Genomic DNA, 23,189 nt, shown 5'->3' with positions numbered 1-23,189 from the left:
TCTAAGTTGACCAATTTGTTAGAAACATTTGAAATGAATGTTGAAATTGAAGAAGAAGGCAAAGTAGTTATTTCAATGCCAGTTACTGATAAAGTGAAACAACCATTTGGATATTTACATGGCGGTGCGAGTTTGGCCTTAGGAGAAACTGCCTGTTCACTTGGAGCAGCGAATTTAATAGATACGACTCAGTATATTCCATTAGGTTTAGAAATGAATGCTAACCATGTCCATTCAGTAAAAGAAGGAAAGGTTATTGCAATAGCTACTATTATCCACCAAGGTAAATCAACACAAGTTTGGAATATTGAAATTAAAGATGAAAACGATAACCTAATTAGTATTATGAGAGGGACAATGGCAATTAAAGCTTTGAAGTAAAATATATCTCATAAATTTATAAATAATATATACCCCTATAGTTGAAATATAATTTCAATTATAGGGGTAATTTGTTGTTTATTAGGATACTTTTTCTTTTAGTATGCGATTATATGCATGACAGATTCTTTCAGAAGCTTCTCGACCGCCCATAATATTTCTACCAAAGGGACCAAGTTCTAAATCTGCTAGTCCACCAGCTACAAATAAATTAGGTAACCATTCTAACTCATATGATATGTTAGGAAAACCACATTTTGTTAATGGAGCGTTCAATTGAGTAATTAAATCTTGGATAATAGGTTGATTCATGACAGTATTTTCAAATCCAGTAGCTAATAAAATATGGTCATAATAAATCGATTTGTGAGTTGTAATGATATGATGATCTTTAATATCTTTAATTTCATTTTTATGAAGAACTAAACGACCATTATTTACATGTTTTTTAATACGAAGATATAGTTCGTGAGGCATTGATCCTTTATGACGTTCTGCCTTAATAATTCTCATTCGTTCCTGTGAAGATTCGATATTTAAGAAATGTTTCATATTCTTAGGACCAAGCCAACCTGGGTCGGCGTCAAAATCATGAATTTCAATATCTTTATTTAACCATAAATGAATTGTTCGTTGATGATTAGTATTAATTAATTTAAGTGTCAAATGTGCGGCTGATATTCCGCTTCCCACGACATGAGAAGTTTGATTAATATTTATTTGCGATTCCGCTTCGTTGAAAATATGCTGGACATCGGGTTGTTGCTGAAACATAGGTGGAATATTCGCGCGATGGTTACAACCATGTGCAATAATTAAAAATTCTGTTTGAATGGTTTGACCGTTTGCCAATTCTAACTGCCATTGATGTTGCTTTCGATTTATATGTTTAACAAATCCTTGTATGTGACTCTCATTTAAATGATATTGATGGATAAGTTCATGAGTATGATGCATAAACATATCACGCTGTGGTCGTTTATAAGGACCGTATGTAGCACCTGTATATTGATTAAATTTAGCATATTGTTTTAAATGAAATGGCTCAGGGTGAATATGATGTACAAATGGAGATCTTAAAAATGGCATACTAATACGTTGAGTATAAGTATTAAATTGTTCACATAATGAAGGATAAGGGTCTATTATTGTCAATTCGTTAGATGATAAGCCGGCTTGTCTTAGTTTTAAAGCTATTGTTGTACCTTGAATGCCACCACCAATAATTGTCCAGTGCATGTTATCAACTCGCTTTCTAATTTACTATATAAAACGTAATTATTACGATTTAAAAATTATAGCACATTTCTACTTCTAATACAATTTCATGAAAATAATAACCCATAGCTATAATGTAAACTTTTAAAATAAATTAGTTTACATTATAATAGAATAGTATTTAGATTCTCATATATACATAAAGAAGATTTATTTTATGATAATAGGGGGAAAATTGAATGAAATTATCAGAAAGAGTTATGAAAGAAGACAATTTTACTAAAAAAGAATGGCTAAGTATCTTCGAAAGCGACAGAATAGATACATTGGAGTTATTACATGAAGCATATATCGTTAGAAAACATTACTATGGTAAAAAAGTAAAATTAAATATGATACTTAATGCTAAAAGTGGTATATGTCCTGAAGATTGTGGTTATTGTGGGCAATCTAGAGAAATGAAACAAAAGCAAAGATATGGTTTAGTTGATAAGGAGAAAGTAAAAGAAGGGGCAAAAGTAGCTTATGAAAATCAGATAGGAACGTATTGTATTGTTATGAGTGGTAGAGGTCCTAGTGATAAAGAAGTTAAACATATTTGTGATACCGTACAAGAAATTAAAACTATACATCCACAACTTAAAATATGTGCATGCTTAGGTTTAACCAATGAAGAGCAAGCTTCACAATTAAAAGAAGCAGGCGTAGACCGCTATAATCACAATATTAATACAAGTGAACGTTATCATGATAACGTGGTAACTACACATACATATGAAGATCGAGTTAATACTATTGAGGTTATGAAAGCAAACCAGATTTCACCTTGTTCTGGAGTTATATGCGGTATGGGTGAAACGAATGAGGATATTATAGATATGGCTTTAGCACTCAAAGCGATTGATGCAGATAGTATTCCCATAAATTTTTTACATCCAATAAAGGGAACTAAATTTGGAAATATGGACGAATTAACACCAATGAAATGTTTGCGTATCATTTCAATGTTTAGATTAATTAATCCAACTAAAGAAATACGAATTGCAGGTGGAAGAGAAGTTAACTTACGTTCATTACAGCCATTAGCGTTACAAGCTGCTAATTCTATATTTGTAGGTGATTACTTAATAACAGGTGGTCAACCTAATCAATTAGATTATGATATGTTAAAGGATTTAGGATTCGATATAGATGTAGTGAATGATAAAGTTACCCAAATCTAGAATAGTATCAATGATTATTAAAAAGACCAATCGAAGTATGATTTTATCGATTGGTCCTTTTCAAATAATATTTATAATTTTTTATCTTTTAAATCTTCTTTAATTTCGTCAACTTTAGTATTTTTACTATAAGGTGTATTTGTATTATAAGCTGCTTTCATTATCATGTGACTTGATAGGGGGCCAGTAATTAAGACGAAGATAATACCAATGATTAATTGCATGTTTGTATAACCTTCAGTACCAATAAAATATAAAAATGCTCCCATTAATAAACTCATTGCTCCCAATGTAGCGGCTTTACCAGCAGCGTGTGCACGAGAATAGATATCTTCAAGTCTTAATAAACCAATAGCAGCTACAGCACTGATGATTGCTCCAATAATGATTAAGATAAGAGAAATACTAATGACTATCGTTTCTATCATGTTCTATCACCTTACCTTTATCCATGAATTTTGAGAAAACGGCTGTACCTAAGAAGGCTAAAATACCTACTAATAAAATAACTACAATCATATATTTAATATTCATTAAAATACTAAAGAGTGCAATAACGGCCATTAGTTGTAGACCCAAGGCATCTAATGCAACTACTCTATCTGCTAGAGAGGGTCCTAAAATAACTCTAACTAGCATAGCCAACATTGATAAAACGACTATGACTAATGCAATAATAATTATTGTTTTAATTGTCATTATTCTTCGCCCACCTCTCTAACAACTTTTTCTAAAGAAGATTTTATTCCTTCAACTTCTTCTTCGGTTGTACTAAAGTCAATAGCATGTATATAGATTTTGGTACGATCATCACTAATACCAAGAACTACAGTCCCGGGTGTTAATGTAATTAAATTGGAAAGTAACACTATTTGCCAGTCTGTCTTCAAATCTGTTGGATATACAAAGAATCCCGGCTTATTAGTGATTTGTGGCTTTAAGATGATTTTTAAGACATCTAGATTAGCTTTTATTAATTCTAATAAGAAAATAAAGACTAATCGAATCATTCTATATATACGAATTAAGTAAAACTTTCCTGGCATTACGCGATGAAGGAGATAAACCAATATGAGACCAAATAAATAACCTAATACGAAATTGTTTAATGTATAGCTATCTGAAATGAGTAACCACACAATTGAAACTAATAAATTAACAACAATTTGGACTGCCATCATTATTTACCTCCCAATACACTATTAATATATACGCTTGGATCATAGAATGTTTCTGCGCCATCTTTAATAATTGGGTATAGGACATCCGCTGATAATCCAAATAATACAGTAATGGCAACAGCAATCACTGAAACAGTAATTAAACCATAACTATTTACTTTAGTTGATATATCATATCCTTTAGGTGTTCCGAAGAATCCTTTTAAGAAGACTCTTATAACAGAATATAAAACCACTAAACTAGAGATTAATACTATGATACCTGTTAAATAAAATCCTTTTTCAAATGTAGCTTTTACGATATACAATTTACCGTAAAAACCACTAAGTGGCGGTATACCTGCCAAACTTAACGAAGCTATAAAGAATGTCCACCCAAGAACAGGATATCGTTTAATTAGTCCACCAAATTGACGTAAATCCGTAGTTTTTGTAATTTTATACATGACACCTATTAAGAAGAAAAGGGATGTTTTAACTAACATATCATGAATAATGTAGTAAATAGCACCAATCATGCCCGTTTCATTCATCATAGCAACACCGACTAAAATAACGCCTACTGCAATCATGATATTATATAAAATGATTTTTTTCGTATCATAGTAGGATACTGCGCCAACACAACCAAAAATAATTGTTAATAACGCTAAGAATAATATGACATAGTTAGAAAAACCTACTGAACTATTAAAGAATAAACTTAATGTTCTGGCAATGGCATATACGCCTACTTTTGTAAGTAAAGCACCAAAGAATGCCATAATAGCAAACGGTGGTGCATAGTAAGCACCAGGTAACCATACATACATTGGGAAGACGCCAGCTTTAGTAGCAAAGACGAAAATGAATAGTATAAATACAATATTTACTAAGCCACTTTCATGTGCTGATAATTCATTCAAACGTTGACTGATGTGTGCCAAGTTTAAAGTTCCGACAACGGAATATAAAATAGCGACACCCATAACAAAGAATGATGAAGAAACAACATTAACTAATACATATTTAATCGTTTCTTGTAGTTGTATTTTTGTAGTGCCAATAACTAAAAGGCAATATGAAGACATTAAGAATACTTCAAAAAATACAAATAAGTTAAATATATCTCCTGTTGTAAAGGCACCAATAATACCTATAAGCATGAACATTACAGAGAAATAATAATAGAATCTTTCTCGGTCAACACCAATCGAATTATAAGAATATAGAATGATGAGTGCAGTAATAATAATACTTGTAATGATTAGTAATGCACTAAAAGTATCTAATACAAATACAATACTGTAAGGTGCTTTCCATGAGCCTAATTCCAATTTAATAGGTCCATTTTTAAATACATTATACAAATTAATAATAGATATAACTAAAGTAATCATTGTACCTGCTAAAGCGACATAACGTTTTATATATGTTCGTTTTCCAATAAAGACGAGTAATATTGCCGTTAGAATAGGTACAACTAAAGTAAGGGCTAGCATATTACTCTCTGACATCTTCTGGAACTCCTTTCATACTTTCCACGTTATCAGTACCTAACTCTTTGTATGTTCTAAAGGCTAGTACTAAAAAGAAAGCCGTAGTAGCAAATGCGATAACGATAGCTGTTAATATAAGTGCTTGAGGGATTGGATCAACATAGCTATGAATTCCTTTTTCGTGGATAGGTGATGCGCCATGTTTTAATCCACCCATAGTAATTAGAAATAAATTTGCTGCGTGTGTTAGTAGCGTAGTTCCCATAATGATTCGTATCAAACTTTTAGATAAAACGAGATAGACGCTGATTGCTGTAAGTATGCCACTAACAAATATCATAATAATCTCCACTATTCGTTCTCTCCAATCGATAAAATAATAGTCATTACAGTTCCTACGACTGCACATAAAACACCAAAGTCAAAGAATACAGCGGTTGTCATATGCATTGGTTGTAACAATGGAAGCGGAATATCAAAAGTAACATGTGTGAAAAAGTTATTAGACATAAACCAACTAGCCATTGGTGTGCCAACACAAAATAATAACCCAATACCTATAATTATTTTAAAATCTATAGGGAAAATTTTTCGCATCGTTTTAATATCAAATGCGATAGTAATGATAACTAAGGCACTAGAAAATAATAAACCACCGACAAAGCCGCCACCAGGAGTATAATGACCTGCAAGGAATAAAGAAAAACCAAACATCATAATCATGAAGAAAATAATGACAGCTGTATATTGAAACATTAAATCATTTTTCTGTCTGTTCATGACGTTTCACCTCACTCGTTTCTGTATGACGTTGATGCTTTTTGCGCAGTTTAATCATTGTATAAATGCCTAATCCTGCAATACCTAATACTGATGATTCAAATAACGTATCCATACCACGGAAATCGACTAATATGACATTGACCATATTCTTACCAGAAGCAAGATCATAGACATGGTCTTGATAGTAATGAGTAATAGATTCAAAGTGTCGGTTACCATATGCAATTAATCCTAAAATAATCACGACAAGTCCAATTCCTGCTGAGATTAATGCATTTGTTACTTTAAATGAACGTGTTTCGTTGTAACGGTTAAGATTAGGTAAGAAATAAAAACATAGTAAAAATAATGCAGTAGAAATTGATTCTACGACAAATTGTGTAAGGGCTAAGTCAGGTGCTTTAAAGAATATGAATAGCACAGATACTGAATAACCCACTGCACTTAACATAATAATGCTAAACAAACGAGATTTAGCAAATATAATTAAAAATGCTGCTATAACAAGTAAAGCGATAATTCCAACTTCAAAAATTCTAATATGACTAACATTTTTGAAATTAATAGTAAATGGCACGCTAAGTAATACAACAGTTGTTAATAATATTAATAAGCCAAAGATAATGACCAGATTATTTCTAGCAGAGCCAGTCACATAACTATTAGTCATATTTTTAGAATAAGTTGGGATATATTTTCCTAAACCGTCGTACCAATAATTAAAAGTAATTTGTTTAGGTTGTGCCTGTAATAATTTAATCCAATAAGCAAACGTTAAAATTAATAAAATTCCTACGATATAAATACAAATTGTAGTGATAAATGCTGGAGTTATACCATGGAATAAATGGAACTCAGCACTCACTTGAGAAGTTTGACTCATTGAAGCTGTTGCTGGTTCTATGATTGATTGTGTTAAAATTCCTGGGAATAAACCAAATACAATAACTAATATTGCTAATATAGCAGGCGAAATAAGCATTAATATCGATGCTTCATGAGCTTTATGAGGTAATTGATTTGGTTTATATTGTCCAAAGAATATATGCATAATAAATTTAATTGAATATACAAAAGTAAAGATACTACCAACAATAGCTAATATTGGAAAGATAATACCTATTGTATTTAAACTCATGGTATTTGCATGCGTTAATTCAATAACGGATTCAATGAATTTTTCTTTTGATAAAAAGCCATTGAATGGGGGTATGCCAGCCATACTTAAAGAAGTAATCACTGTAATTGTGAATGAAATTGGCATAATCGTTAATAAACCGCCTAATTTTCTAACATCACGAGTACCCGTACTATGGTCGACTGCACCAGTTATCATAAACAATGCACCTTTAAACGTCGCATGGTTAATTAAGTGAAATGCAGCTGCTGTAAAAGCCGCGATATATAATTGACTATCCTGACCTTCAAAGTGATAGCTAACAGCACCAATACCTAGCATAGACATAATCATTCCCAGTTGTGACACAGTAGAAAATGCTAAAATCCCTTTGAGATCTTGCTGTTTCGTAGCGTTTAATGATGCCCAAAACAAGGTAATTAATCCAACTAGAGTAACTGTCCAAATCCATCCTTGTGACACTGCGAAAATAGGAGTCATTCTAGCTATTAAATATAAACCAGCTTTTACCATCGTTGCAGAATGTAAATAAGCACTTACAGGTGTAGGTGCTTCCATTGCATCTGGTAACCATATGTAAAAGGGAACTTGTGCTGATTTAGTAAACGCACCAATTAGTACAAAAATCATTGCTAAGATAAAGAAAGGACTACTTTGTATATCAGCTACATGCTGAATAATATAACGAATACTTAGCGAATCTGCAGAAATAGAAAGTAAAATAATACCGCCTAGTAAACTTAGTCCTCCAAAAACAGTAATGATTAAAGACTTTTGAGCACCATAAATGGAAGCTTGCTTGTCTCTCCAAAATGAAATAAGTAAAAAACTTGAAAACGAAGTTAACTCCCAGAATAAATATAAAACGATAAGGTTATCTGAAAGTACAACGCCTAACATTGCACCCATGAAAAGTAATAAATAACAGTAAAAATTCCCTAATTGTTCTGATTGGCTTAAATAACCAATGGAGTATAAGACAACTAAACTGCCGACACCTGTTATCAGTAAACTAAATAATAATCCTAATCCATCTACATAAAGGTTAAAATTCATACCGACATGTGGCATCCACTTAAAAATTTTCATTACGGTATTACCTGACATAGTAGTCGTAATAAAAGTTAAGAAATATATAAATAAGACGACGGGGACAGGTAACACGAACCAACCTATGTGAATTCTTTTAAAGAATCTATATAAGATTGGGATAATGAGTGCAAATATTAACGGTAATAGTACCGCAATATGTAACAAACTCACTAAATTGTCCTCCTTTAAAAATGTTTATGATATTTATTATACATGAATCATATCATTCTGAAAAACGTGATACTGCTTGAAATCACTGTATTTCAATCGCTTTTAAATATGAAGAAACACGTCATTTTTAATAAAATTTTTGTTTGTATTGAATTGAATAATCATGTTTAAGTTGCTCTAAATTTTGCAATGAACGTTTCGCGTGGGCATCATTCTTTTCTTTAAGTTGTTCTTCTAAATTGGAAATGGCTTGTTGTAATGATTCCTCATATGACATTTTTTCAACATTAAAGTCACGTAATTGTGAACGCTTAGCATATCTCTTTTCAAAGTGACTTAATGCTCTACGTTCATGAAAGAATACATCTTCTGATTCATTTGGTGAATGTAAATCACCCTGTTTAGGATGTTTGATCACTTGTTCGACTTGAACTAAGACTTGATCATCATCTTCCTCTTTTATGGAAACGCCATAACTTCCAGTCTTGTGAGAAAATCGATATAACATTCTATATTACTTCCTTTCAAATATGTTAATATATACATATATCATAACATGAATGGAGAATTTTAATGAAGAACTATCCTCAGTTAAATAAAGAGATTCAAGAAGATGAAATTAAAATTGTAATGCATACTAATAAAGGTGATATGACATTTAAGTTATTCCCTAACATTGCACCTAAAACAGTTGAAAACTTTGTTACACATGCTAAAAATGGTTACTACAATGGTGTGACTTTCCACCGTGTCATCAATGACTTTATGGTACAAGGCGGTGACCCAACAGCAACTGGTATGGGTGGAGAAAGTATTTATGGCGGTGCATTCGAAGACGAGTTTTCATTAGAAGCATTTAACCTTTATGGTGCTTTATCAATGGCAAATGCTGGTCCAAATACAAATGGATCACAATTTTTCATTGTTCAAATGAAAGAAGTTCCTCAAAATATGTTAAGTCAACTAGCTGATGGTGGTTGGCCAGAACCTATCGTTAAAGCATATGGTGAAAATGGTGGAACACCATGGTTGGACCAAAAACATACAGTATTCGGACAAATTATTGAAGGGGAATCTACGTTAGAAGATATTGCTAACACTAAAGTAGGTCCACAAGATAAACCAGTTCACGATGTAGTTATTGAATCTATAGACGTTGAAGAATAAAAATTAATACGAGATACTTCTTATTGTTTTTTTGAAAAAGTCAAAAAGTATCGCGTGAGAATTAAATATAAATTAAAAATCACGATAGTAGGTTGATTACCTGTTATCGTGATTTTTTAATAGTTATTCTTAGGAGTTAAACGATATTAAAAATTCTGAGGGATAATTTGTTTTACTATGTGAAAAGCTATTGATTTATATTTTGTTATATTTATTGCAAAATAATTCAAAAAATTCAACGTTATAGTTAGTCCCTTAATTTGTTTTATGCTATGATAATAGTGTTAAGAAAACGAAATAAGGGGTTATCAAGTTGAATAATCACTATAAAGAAGGTCAACATATTAAGGTACGTGTGACTGGTATTCAACCGTATGGCGCATTTGTTGAGGCCCCTGACCATACTGAAGGACTTATCCATATTTCAGAAATCATGGATGATTATGTCCATAACTTGAAGAAATTTCTATCTGAGGGACAAGTAGTAAAAGCAAAGATTTTATCTATTGATAATGAAGGCAAACTTAACTTGTCACTTAAAGATAACGATTACTTTAAAAATTATGAACGTAAGAAAGAAAAACAGTCGGTGCTAGATGAGATAAAAGAAACAGAAAAGTATGGGTTTCAAACACTTGAAGAACGCTTACCGGTCTGGATCAAACGGTCTAAACGTACTATACGTCAAGATTAAATTGACGTAATTTAAATTCTTTATATTTCAAAAGTATAGAGAACTTATAGAAACGATAATTTCCAATAAATATTGGAAGTTATCGTTTTTATTTTGTATTTGATAAATAGTACAACTTAAAAATCATAGTATGAATAAACTGAAAAGTTTTGTGTATGACTGTAAGCAAAAAAATAGAGCGTACATATATTTCGTGATATAGTCGCATGTATTATTAAATGTGGAGGTTAAATATATGAACAGTAAATATAATCGATTGTTTGAGAGTGTAACATTACGTAATGGTGTAGAACTAAAAAATCGTTTTGTTTTAGCGCCATTAACACATGTTTCTTCAAACGATGATGGAACCATTTCTGATGTTGAATTAACTTATATTGAAAAACGTTCTAAAGATGTAGGACTTGCAATTAATGCAGCTAGTAATGTAAATGATGTGGGTAAAGCATTCCCTGGACAACCTTCAGTAGCACATGACTCTGATATAGAAGGACTAAAACAATTAGCACAAGCAATGAAAAAGAATGGTGCAAAAGCATTAGTTCAAATACATCATGGTGGTGCACAAGCTTTGCCTAATTTAACACCTAATGGTGATGTCGTTGCACCAAGCCCAATCTCATTAAAAAGTTTTGGACAACAAGAAGAACATGACGCGAGAGAAATGAGCGCTGAGGAAATTGAACAAACTATTAAAGATTTTGGTGAAGCAACAAGACGTGTTATTGAAGCAGGATTTGATGGTGTGGAAATACATGGTGCTAACCACTATTTAATTCATCAATTCGTTTCTCCTTACTATAATAGAAGAAACGATGTTTGGGCAGAAAACTTAAAATTCCCTAATGCTGTTATTGATGAAGTTTTAAAAGCTAAAAAAGAACATGCTTCAGATGACTTTATCGTAGGTTATCGCTTATCACCAGAAGAAGCAGAATCTCCTGGTATTACAATGGATATCACAGAAGAATTAATTAATTCAATTACTAAAAAAGATATTGATTATATACATGTATCTCTTATGGACGTTTATTCTAAAACACGTGAAGGTCAATACGAAGGACAAAATAGACTTAAATTAATTCATAAATGGATTAATGGACGTATGCCTTTAATAGGAATAGGTTCAGTATTTACAGCAGATGATGCTTTAAATGCCATTGAAGATGTAGGTGTAGAATTAGTTGCACTAGGTCGTGAGATACTTCTAGATTATAACTTTGTAAGTAAAATTGAAGAAGGTCGAGAATCAGAAATTATTAATAACTTTGATTCTGAACGTGAAGATAATCATGAATTACCACCAAATTTATGGGAACAATTTAATAAAGGCTTTTATCCATTACCAAGAAAAGATAAATAATATTTAAATGACTAGGATGATATCAAAAACCAATTGATATCATCCTAGTTTTTTATATAGAAACAAAAAGAAAATTATCATAATTTTTCAGATGAAAAATATACTAATAATACTGATATCACAATGTTTTTAAAACTTAAAATTATATATAATGATGAATTTTTAAACTTTTACTTGTACAACATAGTAGGCTTGTGTCATTATATTTGTAAGGGCTTTCAAAACTAAAGGTTGATCCTATTTTCTTGAGCATTTTAATAGAAAATCTCAACTAATCTTTATAATTAGAAAATTTTGAAATATATTTGTATAAACAGTTTGAGAGCCGGTAAAAATCAGTTATGATATTGGTAATTAGCTTTAATATTTATTAAACAAAGGGGAGATATTATGACTAAGTCAGAAGAAATCATTGAATTAACAAATCATTATGGAGCTCACAACTATGTGCCACTGCCGATTGTAATTTCAGAAGCGGAAGGTGTATGGGTGACAGATCCTGAAGGTAATAAATATATGGACATGTTATCTGCTTATTCAGCAGTAAACCAAGGTCATAGACATCCTAAAATTATTCAAGCACTTAAAGACCAAGCTGAAAAGGTCACTTTAGTATCACGTGCTTTTCACAGTGATAATTTAGGCGAATGGTATAAGAAAATTTGTGAATTATCAGGTAAAGAAAAGGCATTACCAATGAACACAGGTGCTGAAGCTGTTGAAACAGCATTAAAAGCAGCACGTCGTTGGGCTTACGATGTAAAAGGTATTGAACCAAACCAAGCTGAAATTATTGCATTTAATGGTAATTTCCATGGTCGTACAATGGCTCCAGTATCATTATCATCTGAAGCAGAATATCAAAGAGGATATGGTCCATTACTTGATGGTTTCCGCAAAGTTGATTTTGGTGATGTTGAAAAATTAAAAGCAGCTATTACTGACAATACTGCAGCTATTTTAGTTGAACCTATTCAAGGTGAAGCTGGTATTAATGTTCCTCCAGAAGGTTATTTAAAAGCTATAAGAGAACTTTGTGATGAACACAATATTTTATTTATTGCCGACGAAATTCAAGCTGGCTTAGGTCGTTCTGGTAAACTATTTGCTACTGATTGGGATAATGTTAAACCAGATGTTTATATTTTAGGGAAAGCATTAGGCGGCGGTGTATTACCAATCTCTGTTGTATTAGCTGACAAAGAAGTGTTAGATGTATTTACACCAGGTTCTCACGGATCAACATTCGGTGGTAATCCATTAGCATGTGCTGTGTCATTAGCAGCTTTAGATGTCATTGTAGATGAAGACTTACCTGGTCGTTCATTAGAACTAGGTGAATACTTTAAATCAGAATTACAAAAAATTGAACATCCATCTATTAAAGAAGTACGCGGACGTGGATTATTTATCGGAATCGAGTTAACTGAAAATGCAAGACCATACTGTGAATCATTGAAAGAATTAGGTTTATTATGTAAAGAAACACATGAAACAGTTATTCGATTTGCACCACCACTTGTGATTACTAAAGAAGAATTAGACATTGCTATTGAAAAAATTAAACAAGTATTTCAATAAGTTCAAAAAGTTGTAACAATCATTTTGTAACCCCTTTAAAAAGGATAAAGTTGTGTTACAATAATGAATGAAAGCGAAATCATTAGTTAAAAAAGAGGCGAAAAGGATCATGACTGAGAATAATAATTTAGTGACTTCTACTCAAGGAATTATTAAAGAAGCTTTGCATAAATTAGGTTTTGATGAGGGTATGTACGACCTTATCAAAGAACCACTAAGAATGTTACAAGTACGTATACCAGTTCGTATGGACGATGGAACTGTTCAAACATTTACTGGATATCGTGCACAACACAATGATGCTGTAGGTCCAACTAAAGGGGGCGTACGTTTCCACCCAGATGTTGATGAAGAAGAAGTTAAAGCTTTATCAATGTGGATGACATTAAAATGCGGTATTGTTAATTTACCATACGGCGGTGGTAAAGGCGGAATCGTTTGTGACCCTCGTCAAATGAGTATTCACGAAGTAGAACGCTTATCACGCGGCTATGTTAGAGCTATCTCACAATTTGTAGGGCCGAACAAAGATATTCCAGCACCAGACGTATTTACAAACTCACAAATTATGGCTTGGATGATGGATGAATATAGTGCGTTAGATAAATTCAATTCACCTGGATTTATCACTGGTAAACCAATTGTATTAGGTGGCTCTGAAGGTCGTGACCGCTCAACTGCATTAGGCGTAGTTATAGCTATCGAACAAGCAGCTAAACGTAAAGGTATGGATATTAAAGATGCTAAAGTTGTTATCCAAGGTTTTGGTAATGCTGGTAGTTTCTTAGCAAAATTCTTATATGATTTAGGTGCTAAAGTAGTAGGTATTTCAGATGCTTATGGCGCGCTACATGACCCTAATGGTTTAGATATAGATTATCTATTAGATAGAAGAGATAGTTTCGGTACTGTTACTAATCTATTTGAAGAAACAATCTCAAATAAAGAATTATTTGAATTAGATTGCGATATTTTAGTTCCAGCTGCAATTTCAAACCAAATTACTGAAGATAATGCTAATGACATTAAAGCAAGTATCGTAGTTGAAGCAGCAAATGGTCCAACTACTCCAGAAGCAACACGTATTTTAACTGAACGTGGTGTATTATTAGTACCAGACGTGTTAGCAAGTGCTGGTGGTGTAACAGTTTCTTACTTCGAATGGGTTCAAAATAATCAAGGTTATTACTGGACAGAAGAAGAAGTTAATGAAAAACTACGTGAAAAATTAATCACAGCATTTGATACTATTTATGAATTATCACAAAATAGAAAAATTGATATGCGTTTAGCAGCCTATATCGTTGGTATTAAACGTACTGCTGAAGCTGCACGTTACCGTGGTTGGGCATAAACACAAATTGTTATAATTTTAAATTAAATTAAAACATTCACTCAAAGATAATTGAGTGAATGTTTTTTTGATTAATTATGTTAAATCCTTTTTAATTTGGGATAAAACTTTTAAAATCATATCGCTATCTTCCGTAAAAGGATAATGTATCATTTTTTTGGAATTAGGATAAGGCTCTACTAATTCATAATTAGGTAATGTACTTAGTGAAGAATTTGTAGCTTTAACTAGTAAACGATTGTCATACAAACCGCCAACGACTGCCTTATCATAATATATAATATATTCTCCCATCATTTTACGAGTAGTAATATGATCGTCTTTTAAATGATCCAAAAATTGATTTAATGTTTCTTCGCTTGTTGCCATTTTTTCACTGCCTTTTTAATATATGAATATTATTAATATATACTCTATATTCTTCATATATTTCATTCGTGACTTATATTTTTATATTTATCAGCATAGTTGGTAAACACACCATCAACACCATAATCATTTAGACGTTGCATATATGTTTCGTTATTAACAGTAAATGGATGAATGAGGAAACCTAAATCTTTTAAATGTTTTGTATTGTTTTCGTTTAAATCTGTATATTCTGGTCCTACACCAATAGCATATGATTTGATTCGTTTTAAGTCTGATTCAGTTTGAGATGTTAGTTCTCCTTTATCTAATAAACGAATTAATGGGATATTAGGACTTAATTGTTTCATTTTTTGTAAACTCGGTTCAGAAAATGATTGAACTATGACGTGACCATTTTTAAGGGATTGATTTGTCAGCATACCATGTTTATTTAATGATTGAATTAATTGATTTTCCATACCTGGATAGACATCTGGTGATTTTGTTTCTATATAATAATTAGCATTTTTACCATAGCGACTTAAAATTTCATCTAAAGTAGGAACTTTAGCATTTTTATACTCTGATTTAGCTAAATTAGGGTGTTGTTTATTGAACCAACTACCAGCATCAAGTTTCTTTAATTCGTCTAAAGTATAATCTTCAACACGACCATGTCCATTTGTAGTACGATCAACAGTTTCATCATGCATAGCTACAAGATGCCCATCTTTCGTTCTTTGTAAATCAATTTCTATGTATGAAGCACCTAATTCTCTATGACTTTTATCATATGAATTGAATGTATGTTCGGGTGCATATCCGCTTGCACCTCTATGCGCAATTGTAGTATGTGCTTCTCCGGTTAGGTTTTTTTGCCAATTTGTTGATTGATTTTGATTTGAAGAGGACTGTGTGGATTGCTGATCATATTGACCATTATTAGTTTGTCCATTACCGCTTGCATATACAGGATTAGCTATACCTAATAAAGATACAGTTGCAACACTTGCGAAAACCCATTTGTTTATTTTCATCGTAATAACATCCTTTCAATAAGTGTGTTATCACTATCATGACAATATTTCCAAATACTAGAAATAGAATTTACTGAATAATTAATTAACTCTAAAAAAATTAATACATTCTTCAAAATATCATTAAAGTTTAACTGTAATTTTACATAAAAACAGCCTGGGACATAAATCAATGTCTCAGGCTACAATTATATATAGGCAGTAGTTGACTGAATTGAAAATGCACTTGTATCAAGCTTTTTTCAACTCTAGTCAACCTTGCCGGGGTGTGACAACGAAATAAATTTTGAGAAAATATTATTTCTGTCCCGCTCCCTTTGTAATAAATTAATGTGATACCTTTTTGTATTTATCTGGATAATTGGTGAAAACACCGTCAATACCATAGCCATTTAATCTTTTCATATCTGCAGTTTCATTAACAGTAAATGGGTGGATAAGAAATCCTAAATCTTTGATGTGAGAAGTATTAGAACGAGTTAAGTCACTGAATTCAGGACTAATTACAGTTGCATAACTTTTAATATGTTTAAGATCTTTATCTGTTAAATGTTGTAGCTGATGCTTTTTGATTAATCTAACTAGGGGAACATTTTGATTAGACTTGTGTATTTTTGTCAAACTTTCTTCAGAAAATGATTGAATCATAACGTGACCGTTTTTTAAAGATGTCTTGGATAATAAACCATGCTGTTTAAGTGTTTGTAATAGTTGAGATTCCATTCCAGGATAAACATCAGGAGATTTTGTTTCGATGTAATAATTTGCTTTGTTACCATAGCGAGTAAGTATCTCATCTAAAGTAGGAACTTTGGCATTTATATATTCTGATTTAGCTAATTTAGGATTTGCCTTATTAAACCAACTTCCAGCATCTAATTGCTTTATTTGAGATAAGTTTAAATTTTTCACTTTACCATGCCCATTGGTTGTACGATCTACTGAGTCATCATGCATAGCTATAAGTTGCCCATCTTTCGTTCTTTGTAAATCAATTTCGATATATGAAGCACCAATTTCTTTATGGCTTTTATCGTAAGAATTAAAAGTATGTTCAGGTGCATAACCGCTTGCACCTCTATGGGCGATAGTTACAAATTTTTCGTTTGTAGGGTTGGATAACCAATGTTTTTTAGAACTTTTTGCATCAATTGTTGGTTGAAACTTTGAATAAATAAATACACAAATTGTAGATATTAAAATAAATAATAAGACAGCTTTTAGAAATTTACACATAATATGACCTTTCCAATAATTTTAAAATACTTATCAATTATACTATAAGTTGTATAACAATATAATGTTTATTTTTAAAAGTTGTGAAACTATTAAGTATAAATATAAAAAAGTGGTTTCTACGCAAAATGAAAAAGCCTGGGACAAATCAATGTCTCAGGCTACAACTCTATAATTCTGAACGACTTCCTATAAAATAACTTATGCTTTTAATAATTTTTCAGCAACTGATAGTTGATGTTTAACTGCATCTTGACCAGTCGAACCATAACTTTTACGTCGTTTTAAACAATTTTCTGGTTTTAGATAATCATAAATATCAGATTCTATACTCTGGTGATAGGATTGATAATCTGTTAAAGGCACATCGAGTAAATAAATACCGTTATTAATACAATCTAATACAATTTTTCCAACAATCTCATGTGCAGTTCTAAATGGTACGTTTTTACTTACAAGATAATCAGCTAATTCTGTTGCATTTGAAAAGTCTTTTGTAACTGTTTCATTAAGACGATCAGTATTAACAGTCATCGTGTCTAACATGCCATCGAAAATTTTGAGTGAACCTTTAATTGTATGGATAGCATCGAATAAACCTTCTTTATCTTCTTGCATATCCTTATTATAAGCTAATGGTAGGCCTTTAAGTGTAACTAACATACTCATTAAATGACCTGTTGTACGACCCACCTTACCTCTAATTAATTCTGCCATATCTGGATTTTTCTTTTGAGGCATAATAGACGAACCAGTAGAAAAAGCGTCTGATAACGTAATGAATTTTGCTTCATCAGTGGACCAGAAAATAATTTCTTCAGAAAATCTTGATAAATGAACCATAGTTAATGAAATATTATGCAGTGTTTCAACAATATAGTCACGATCACTGACAGCATCTAAACTATTTTCATATATAGCACTAAAATTAAGCAGTGATTGTGTTTCGTGACGATCAATAGGATGTGTTGTTCCGCTTAATGCTGCAGCACCAAGAGGGGAGATGTCGATTCTTTTGATGCTATCTTGGAATCGAGATTTATCACGCTCTAACATCCAAAAATAAGTCATAATATGATGCGCGAAAGATATCGGCTGAGCACGTTGTAAGTGCGTATAACCTGGCATAATTGTGTCTATATGGGTATTAGCAATTTTTAATATCGTTTGCTGCAATGATTTAATTAATTCAATAATTTCTAGAACTTCTTCTTTAGTGTATAAATGCATATCAGTAGCGACTTGATCATTTCTGCTTCTACCAGTATGAAGTTTACCGCCAACTTCTCCTACACGTTGAATTAGCTCATGTTCAATGTTTAAATGAATGTCTTCTAGCGATGCTTTAAATTCAATTTTATTTTGATGCGCATCTACTTGGATTTCTTTTAAGCCTTCTATAATGGTTTTGGCATCATCTTGACTAATAATATGTTGATTAGCGAGCATTGTTGCATGTGCAATGCTACCTTGAATATCTTGGTCTATTAAATTTTTGTCGAAATCAATTGATGCATTAAAGTCATCAACCCAATCTTCTGGTTGTGCTTCGAATCTTCCTCCCCAAGCTTTTTTACTCATTACTGTAGCCTCCATGTAACATAGAATTAACTTGCGTTGGTAAACCATAAATATCGATAAATCCGACAGCTGCTTCTTGATTAAACGCATCTTCTTTTGTATAAGTAGCTAACTTTTCATCGTATAAAGTATAAGGTGATTGTCTACCATTTACGATAGCATTGCCTTTGAATAATTTAACTCTTACATCTCCTTCGACATATTGTTGTGTACTGTCAATAAATTGTTTTAGGCTATCAGTTAAAGGTGAGAACCATAAACCATTATATACTTGTTCAGAAAATTGCTTTTCAATCACTGGTTTAAAGTGTGCAACGTCTTTAGTTAAAGTAATTGTTTCAAGTGCTTTATGAGCTTTTAAAATCACTTCTGCACCAGGTGTTTCATAAATCTCTCTTGATTTTATACCGACTAATCTATTTTCAACATGGTCAATTCTACCAATACCATGTTTACCAGCTAATTGATTTAAATAAAGGATTAAATCGTCTAAATCATAATCTTTGCCATCTATTTGAACAGGTATACCGTTTTTGAATGAAAGAATAATTTCGTCGGATTCATCGGGTGTATCTTCAAGTGCATTCGTTAAATCAAATGCATCTTCAGGTGGGGCAGCATAAGGATCTTCTAAGATACCGCACTCGTTAGCTCTACCCCATAAATTTTGATCAATTGAGTAAGGAGAATCATGATTAATTGATACTGGAATATTATGTTTGATTGCATAATCAATTTCTTCTTCACGACTCCATGCCCATTCTCTTACAGGTGCAAATGCTTTTAGTTTTGGATTAAGTGCTTTAATTGCGACTTCGAAACGTACTTGGTCATTACCTTTACCAGTACATCCATGAGCAATACCGACTGAATTTGTTTTTTCAGCAATTTCTACTAACTTTTTAGAAATTAGTGGACGTGATAATGCTGATACTAATGGATATGCATTTTCATACATTAAATTACCTTTAATAGCATAACTTACATAATCATCACTAAATTCCTTTGTAGCATCAATAATATGACATTCTACTGCGCCCATTTTTAACGCTTTTTCATGTACAACATCTAAGTCTTTTCCTTCTCCAACATCTAAACAACATGCTACAACATCGTAACCCTTATCTATTAACCATTGTACTGCTACGCTTGTGTCTAATCCTCCAGAATATGCTAAAACAATTTTCTCTTTCATATTTACACCTCAAATTATTTTCAGAATTTTAATATAAATTCATCATAACAGACTGCTAATGAAAAATAAACCATAAAACTACATAAATATACATTTAATAGATGAGATGTTTTCAATATTATCTTTAATATATGCTGATATAAAAGAATTTTTAAAGTTATTAAATTTTTAGAAAAATGCATATTGTATTGATAAGAGATTACATTTGGAAACTGAAATGACACTGAAAGTTCATTTTTAATAGTAAAAAGGAGACTTGTGAATTGAATAGCAAATATAAACTTAGTAGAATTAAAGTAGTAAAAACATAGGAGGCTTTTTAGATGACTCATATTCAATTAGATTATGGTAAGACTTTAGAATTTTTTGGAGAACATGAATTAGAACAACAAAAAGATATCGTGAAAACATTACACAAAACGATACATGAAGGTACTGGCGCTGGAAAAGATTTCCTTGGTTGGGTTGATCTTCCTGTTGATTATGATAAAGAAGAGTTTTCAAGAATTGTAGAAGCTTCTAAACGTATTAAAGCCAATTCTGATGTATTAGTTGTTATTGGTATCGGTGGTTCTTATTTAGGTGCACGTGCCGCTATTGAAATGCTTACTTCTTCATTCAGAACAAATAATGACTATCCTGAAATTGTATTTGTAGGTAATCACTTATCTTCTAGTTATACAAAAGAATTAGTTGATTATTTAGCAGATAAAGATTTTTCTGTAAACGTCATTTCAAAATCAGGAACAACAACTGAACCAGCAGTTGCTTTCCGTTTATTTAAACAATTAGTAGAAAATAAATATGGTAAAGAAGAAGCTAAAAAACGTATTTTCGCTACTACTGATAAGAAAAAAGGCGCTTTAAAACAATTAGCTACAAATGAAGGTTATGAAACATTTGTAGTACCAGACGATGTTGGTGGACGTTATTCAGTATTAACAGCCGTTGGTTTATTACCAATTGCAGCTGCAGGTATTAATATTGAGGCAATGATGATTGGTGCAGCAAAAGCACGTGAAGAATTATCTTCAGATAAATTAGAAGAGAATATTGCTTATCAATATGCTACAATCCGTAACCTTTTATATAGCAAAGGCTACACTACTGAAATGTTAATTAACTATGAACCTTCTATGCAATATTTCAATGAATGGTGGAAACAATTATTCGGTGAATCTGAAGGTAAAGACTTTAAAGGCATTTATCCTTCAAGCGCGAACTATACTACAGATTTACATTCATTAGGACAATATGTTCAAGAAGGCCGTCGCTTCTTATTTGAAACAGTTGTTAAAGTTAATAATCCTAAACATGATCTTACAATTGAAGAAGATAGTGATGATTTAGATGGATTAAATTATCTTGCTGGTAAAACAATTGATGAGGTAAATACTAAAGCATTTGAAGGTACATTATTAGCACATACTGATGGTGGAGTTCCTAATATCGTTGTTAATATTCCTCGATTAGATGAAGAAACATTTGGATATGTTGTTTACTTCTTCGAATTAGCTTGTGCTATGAGTGGATATCAATTAGGCGTAAATCCATTTAATCAACCTGGTGTTGAAGCTTATAAACAAAACATGTTTGCATTATTAGGTAAACCAGGATTTGAAGAAATGAAAAAAGATCTTGAAGCACGTCTATAATCTATAAAAAATATATTTTATAATAAATAAATGTTATAATTATAAGGCTAGGACTAACTTGTCCTAGCCTTTCATGTTGTAAAGGGGTTTTGTTTTCTCAAACTTCAGATGTATTTATTGCTTTAAAAGAAGATTGCTATTTCAAAATACTATAATTACAACTATAATAAATAAGGTAATGTTTACCAAGAAAGGATTTGATGTTTTGTCGTTTGAACAATTAGAAGAATGGTTTGATTTATTTCGGCAATTCGGATATATTCCTGGGTTTGTGCTTATATATTTTAGAGCAATCATTCCCATTTTACCCTTAACGCTTTATGTCATTTTAATTATGCATACATATGGTGCGGTCGTAGGCATTATAATTTGTTGGCTAGGCATTGTAGCAGGTACATTTACAATGTTTTTAATCTTTAAAAGGTTAGTCAATACTAAAAAAATGAAACAATTCAAAACTAAAAAGTCAGTACAAAGATTAATTAGTTTTATAGATAGACAAGGTTTAATACCACTATTTATTTTATTATGTTTTCCATTTACGCCAAATACATTGATTAATGTGGTAGCAAGTCTTTCACATATTAAAACAAAGTATTATTTTATCGTTTTAACATTATCTAAATTGATTTCCATAACTGTATTAGGGATAATGGGTCGAGAGGTAACGACGATTTTCACTAATCCGATAAGAGCTATTGTGACGTTATTATTATTTGTCTTACTTTGGTTTGTAAGTAAAAAGGTAGAAAAACATTTTATGGGCTCTACTAAGGAGTGAAAAGTTGAAAACTGTTATTAAATATTTGATTTCCTTAATATTTGCGATTATTATTGTAATGTTCATTCAAACATTTATCATCAGAGGTGCTGTTGTACAGGATCAAAGTATGGCACCTACATTAAATGAAGGTGACCGATTGATTGTTAATAAAATTAAAGTCACATTTAATTTATTAGATACTGGTGATATAGTGATGTATAAAGATAATGGACGAATCCATTTTAGTAGAATAATTGGGAAACCAGGACAATCTATTGAAATTAGAAATAACAAGCTTTATCGAGACGATAGAGTAGTTCAAGATAAGTACGCTAAAAATAGAGATTTGAATAATGTTTCGTTAAGAAATATGAAACATTCAGATGGAGATATCATTTCACCCAAACACTATTTTGTATTAAATGATAACGATAGTGTAAAATCAGACTCAAGACGTTATGGTCTAATTGATAAAAGTAATATTATTGGTGATGTAAGTGTAAAATATTATCCGTTTGATGCATTTACGACAGACTTTAAATGAATA

At 31.6% G+C, this 23,189-nt stretch carries 24 protein-coding genes; 10 read left to right on the top strand and 14 right to left on the bottom strand.

Going from position 1 to position 23,189, the window contains the following annotated elements; all coding sequences use genetic code 11:
• Positions 1-6 precede the first annotated feature (6 nt).
• Positions 7-381, top strand: coding sequence for a PaaI family thioesterase (locus N524_RS0102795; RefSeq protein WP_017637441.1), 375 nt, complete (start codon positions 7-9; stop codon positions 379-381).
• Positions 382-462: 81 nt separating this feature from the next.
• Here the strand turns inward: N524_RS0102795 and N524_RS0102790 are convergent, their stop codons facing one another.
• On the bottom strand, positions 463-1,620 hold the full coding sequence (locus N524_RS0102790; protein WP_029055596.1) for an NAD(P)-binding domain-containing protein: 1,158 nt from the start codon (positions 1,618-1,620) through the stop codon (positions 463-465).
• Between the two features lie 218 nt (positions 1,621-1,838).
• On the opposite strand from N524_RS0102790, the gene bioB reads away from it, so the two are divergent.
• A complete protein-coding gene (bioB, locus tag N524_RS0102785; RefSeq protein ID WP_029055595.1) occupies positions 1,839-2,822 on the top strand; it encodes a biotin synthase BioB in 984 nt (327 codons plus the stop codon).
• A 71-nt stretch (positions 2,823-2,893) separates the two neighbouring features.
• On the opposite strand, the gene mnhG1 is transcribed toward bioB, so the two are convergent.
• The 8 genes from mnhG1 to kapB form a co-directional block, all read right to left on the bottom strand.
• The gene (mnhG1, locus tag N524_RS0102780) at positions 2,894-3,250 is read right to left on the bottom strand and encodes a Na+/H+ antiporter Mnh1 subunit G (protein WP_017637438.1); all 357 of its coding nucleotides are present in this window, start codon (positions 3,248-3,250) and stop codon (positions 2,894-2,896) included.
• Entirely contained in the window at positions 3,228-3,521 is a 294-nt protein-coding gene (gene mnhF1 / locus N524_RS0102775; protein WP_017637437.1) for a Na+/H+ antiporter Mnh1 subunit F, read from the bottom strand. Before mnhF1 ends, mnhG1 begins: the two co-directional genes overlap by 23 nt.
• Positions 3,521-4,000: a Na+/H+ antiporter Mnh1 subunit E gene (gene mnhE1 / locus N524_RS0102770; RefSeq protein ID WP_026083494.1), complete on the bottom strand. Its 480-nt coding sequence runs from the start codon at positions 3,998-4,000 to the stop codon at positions 3,521-3,523. Before mnhE1 ends, mnhF1 begins: the two co-directional genes overlap by 1 nt.
• A gap of 2 nt (positions 4,001-4,002) precedes the next feature.
• A complete protein-coding gene (mnhD1, locus tag N524_RS0102765; protein WP_029055594.1) occupies positions 4,003-5,499 on the bottom strand; it encodes a Na+/H+ antiporter Mnh1 subunit D in 1,497 nt (498 codons plus the stop codon).
• A complete protein-coding gene (gene mnhC1 / locus N524_RS0102760; protein WP_017637434.1) occupies positions 5,486-5,833 on the bottom strand; it encodes a Na+/H+ antiporter Mnh1 subunit C in 348 nt (115 codons plus the stop codon). The genes mnhD1 and mnhC1 overlap by 14 nt, the downstream gene beginning before the upstream one ends.
• Positions 5,833-6,261: a Na+/H+ antiporter Mnh1 subunit B gene (mnhB1, locus tag N524_RS0102755; protein WP_029055593.1), complete on the bottom strand. Its 429-nt coding sequence runs from the start codon at positions 6,259-6,261 to the stop codon at positions 5,833-5,835. Before mnhB1 ends, mnhC1 begins: the two co-directional genes overlap by 1 nt.
• The gene (locus N524_RS0102750; protein WP_017637432.1) at positions 6,242-8,665 is read right to left on the bottom strand and encodes a Na+/H+ antiporter subunit A; all 2,424 of its coding nucleotides are present in this window, start codon (positions 8,663-8,665) and stop codon (positions 6,242-6,244) included. Before N524_RS0102750 ends, mnhB1 begins: the two co-directional genes overlap by 20 nt.
• Positions 8,666-8,792: 127 nt before the next feature.
• Positions 8,793-9,173 (bottom strand): sporulation phosphorelay system protein KapB, encoded by a 381-nt coding sequence (gene kapB, locus N524_RS0102745; RefSeq protein ID WP_029055592.1) that lies wholly within the window; start codon positions 9,171-9,173, stop codon positions 8,793-8,795.
• Positions 9,174-9,238: 65 nt separating this feature from the next.
• On the opposite strand from kapB, the gene N524_RS0102740 reads away from it, so the two are divergent.
• The 5 genes from N524_RS0102740 to N524_RS0102720 all read left to right on the top strand — a co-directional run bounded on the left by N524_RS0102740 (position 9,239) and on the right by N524_RS0102720 (position 14,824).
• Complete coding sequence (locus tag N524_RS0102740) at positions 9,239-9,832, top strand: peptidylprolyl isomerase (RefSeq protein WP_029055591.1); 594 nt, start codon at positions 9,239-9,241, stop codon at positions 9,830-9,832.
• A gap of 313 nt (positions 9,833-10,145) precedes the next feature.
• Positions 10,146-10,526, top strand: coding sequence for a S1 domain-containing post-transcriptional regulator Ygs (ygs, locus tag N524_RS0102735; protein WP_017637429.1), 381 nt, complete (start codon positions 10,146-10,148; stop codon positions 10,524-10,526).
• A 235-nt stretch (positions 10,527-10,761) separates the two neighbouring features.
• Positions 10,762-11,889, top strand: coding sequence for an NADH-dependent flavin oxidoreductase (locus N524_RS0102730; RefSeq protein WP_029055590.1), 1,128 nt, complete (start codon positions 10,762-10,764; stop codon positions 11,887-11,889).
• A 390-nt stretch (positions 11,890-12,279) separates the two neighbouring features.
• Entirely contained in the window at positions 12,280-13,470 is a 1,191-nt protein-coding gene (locus tag N524_RS0102725; protein WP_017637427.1) for an ornithine--oxo-acid transaminase, read from the top strand.
• A gap of 109 nt (positions 13,471-13,579) precedes the next feature.
• Positions 13,580-14,824, top strand: a complete 1,245-nt coding sequence (locus tag N524_RS0102720) for a Glu/Leu/Phe/Val family dehydrogenase (RefSeq protein ID WP_029055589.1) — start codon at positions 13,580-13,582, stop codon at positions 14,822-14,824.
• 75 nt (positions 14,825-14,899) lie between these two features.
• Here N524_RS0102720 and N524_RS0102715 read toward each other — a convergent pair whose 3' ends face one another.
• The 5 genes from N524_RS0102715 to N524_RS0102695 all read right to left on the bottom strand — a co-directional run bounded on the left by N524_RS0102715 (position 14,900) and on the right by N524_RS0102695 (position 20,224).
• Positions 14,900-15,193, bottom strand: coding sequence for a TfoX/Sxy family protein (locus tag N524_RS0102715; protein WP_029055588.1), 294 nt, complete (start codon positions 15,191-15,193; stop codon positions 14,900-14,902).
• A 62-nt stretch (positions 15,194-15,255) separates the two neighbouring features.
• Positions 15,256-16,212, bottom strand: a complete 957-nt coding sequence (locus N524_RS0102710; RefSeq protein WP_029055587.1) for a glycerophosphodiester phosphodiesterase — start codon at positions 16,210-16,212, stop codon at positions 15,256-15,258.
• 327 nt (positions 16,213-16,539) lie between these two features.
• On the bottom strand, positions 16,540-17,448 hold the full coding sequence (locus tag N524_RS0102705; protein WP_029055586.1) for a glycerophosphodiester phosphodiesterase: 909 nt from the start codon (positions 17,446-17,448) through the stop codon (positions 16,540-16,542).
• Positions 17,449-17,649: 201 nt separating this feature from the next.
• Entirely contained in the window at positions 17,650-19,029 is a 1,380-nt protein-coding gene (gene argH / locus N524_RS0102700) for an argininosuccinate lyase (RefSeq protein ID WP_029055585.1), read from the bottom strand.
• Positions 19,022-20,224 (bottom strand): argininosuccinate synthase, encoded by a 1,203-nt coding sequence (locus tag N524_RS0102695; RefSeq protein WP_029055584.1) that lies wholly within the window; start codon positions 20,222-20,224, stop codon positions 19,022-19,024. Before N524_RS0102695 ends, argH begins: the two co-directional genes overlap by 8 nt.
• A gap of 323 nt (positions 20,225-20,547) precedes the next feature.
• Here N524_RS0102695 and N524_RS0102690 point away from each other — a divergent pair, with 323 nt between their 5' ends.
• The 3 genes from N524_RS0102690 to lepB all read left to right on the top strand — a co-directional run bounded on the left by N524_RS0102690 (position 20,548) and on the right by lepB (position 23,186).
• Positions 20,548-21,879: a glucose-6-phosphate isomerase gene (locus tag N524_RS0102690; RefSeq protein ID WP_029055583.1), complete on the top strand. Its 1,332-nt coding sequence runs from the start codon at positions 20,548-20,550 to the stop codon at positions 21,877-21,879.
• A 205-nt stretch (positions 21,880-22,084) separates the two neighbouring features.
• Positions 22,085-22,660 (top strand): TVP38/TMEM64 family protein, encoded by a 576-nt coding sequence (locus N524_RS0102685; protein WP_017637418.1) that lies wholly within the window; start codon positions 22,085-22,087, stop codon positions 22,658-22,660.
• A gap of 4 nt (positions 22,661-22,664) precedes the next feature.
• The gene (lepB, locus tag N524_RS0102680; protein ID WP_017637417.1) at positions 22,665-23,186 is read left to right on the top strand and encodes a signal peptidase I; all 522 of its coding nucleotides are present in this window, start codon (positions 22,665-22,667) and stop codon (positions 23,184-23,186) included.
• Positions 23,187-23,189: the final 3 nt, after the last annotated feature.

This window comes from Staphylococcus sp. URHA0057 (assembly GCF_000620265.1).
Classification (GTDB): domain Bacteria; phylum Bacillota; class Bacilli; order Staphylococcales; family Staphylococcaceae; genus Staphylococcus; species Staphylococcus pasteuri.
This window is presented reverse-complemented; position numbering and strand designations above follow the sequence as displayed.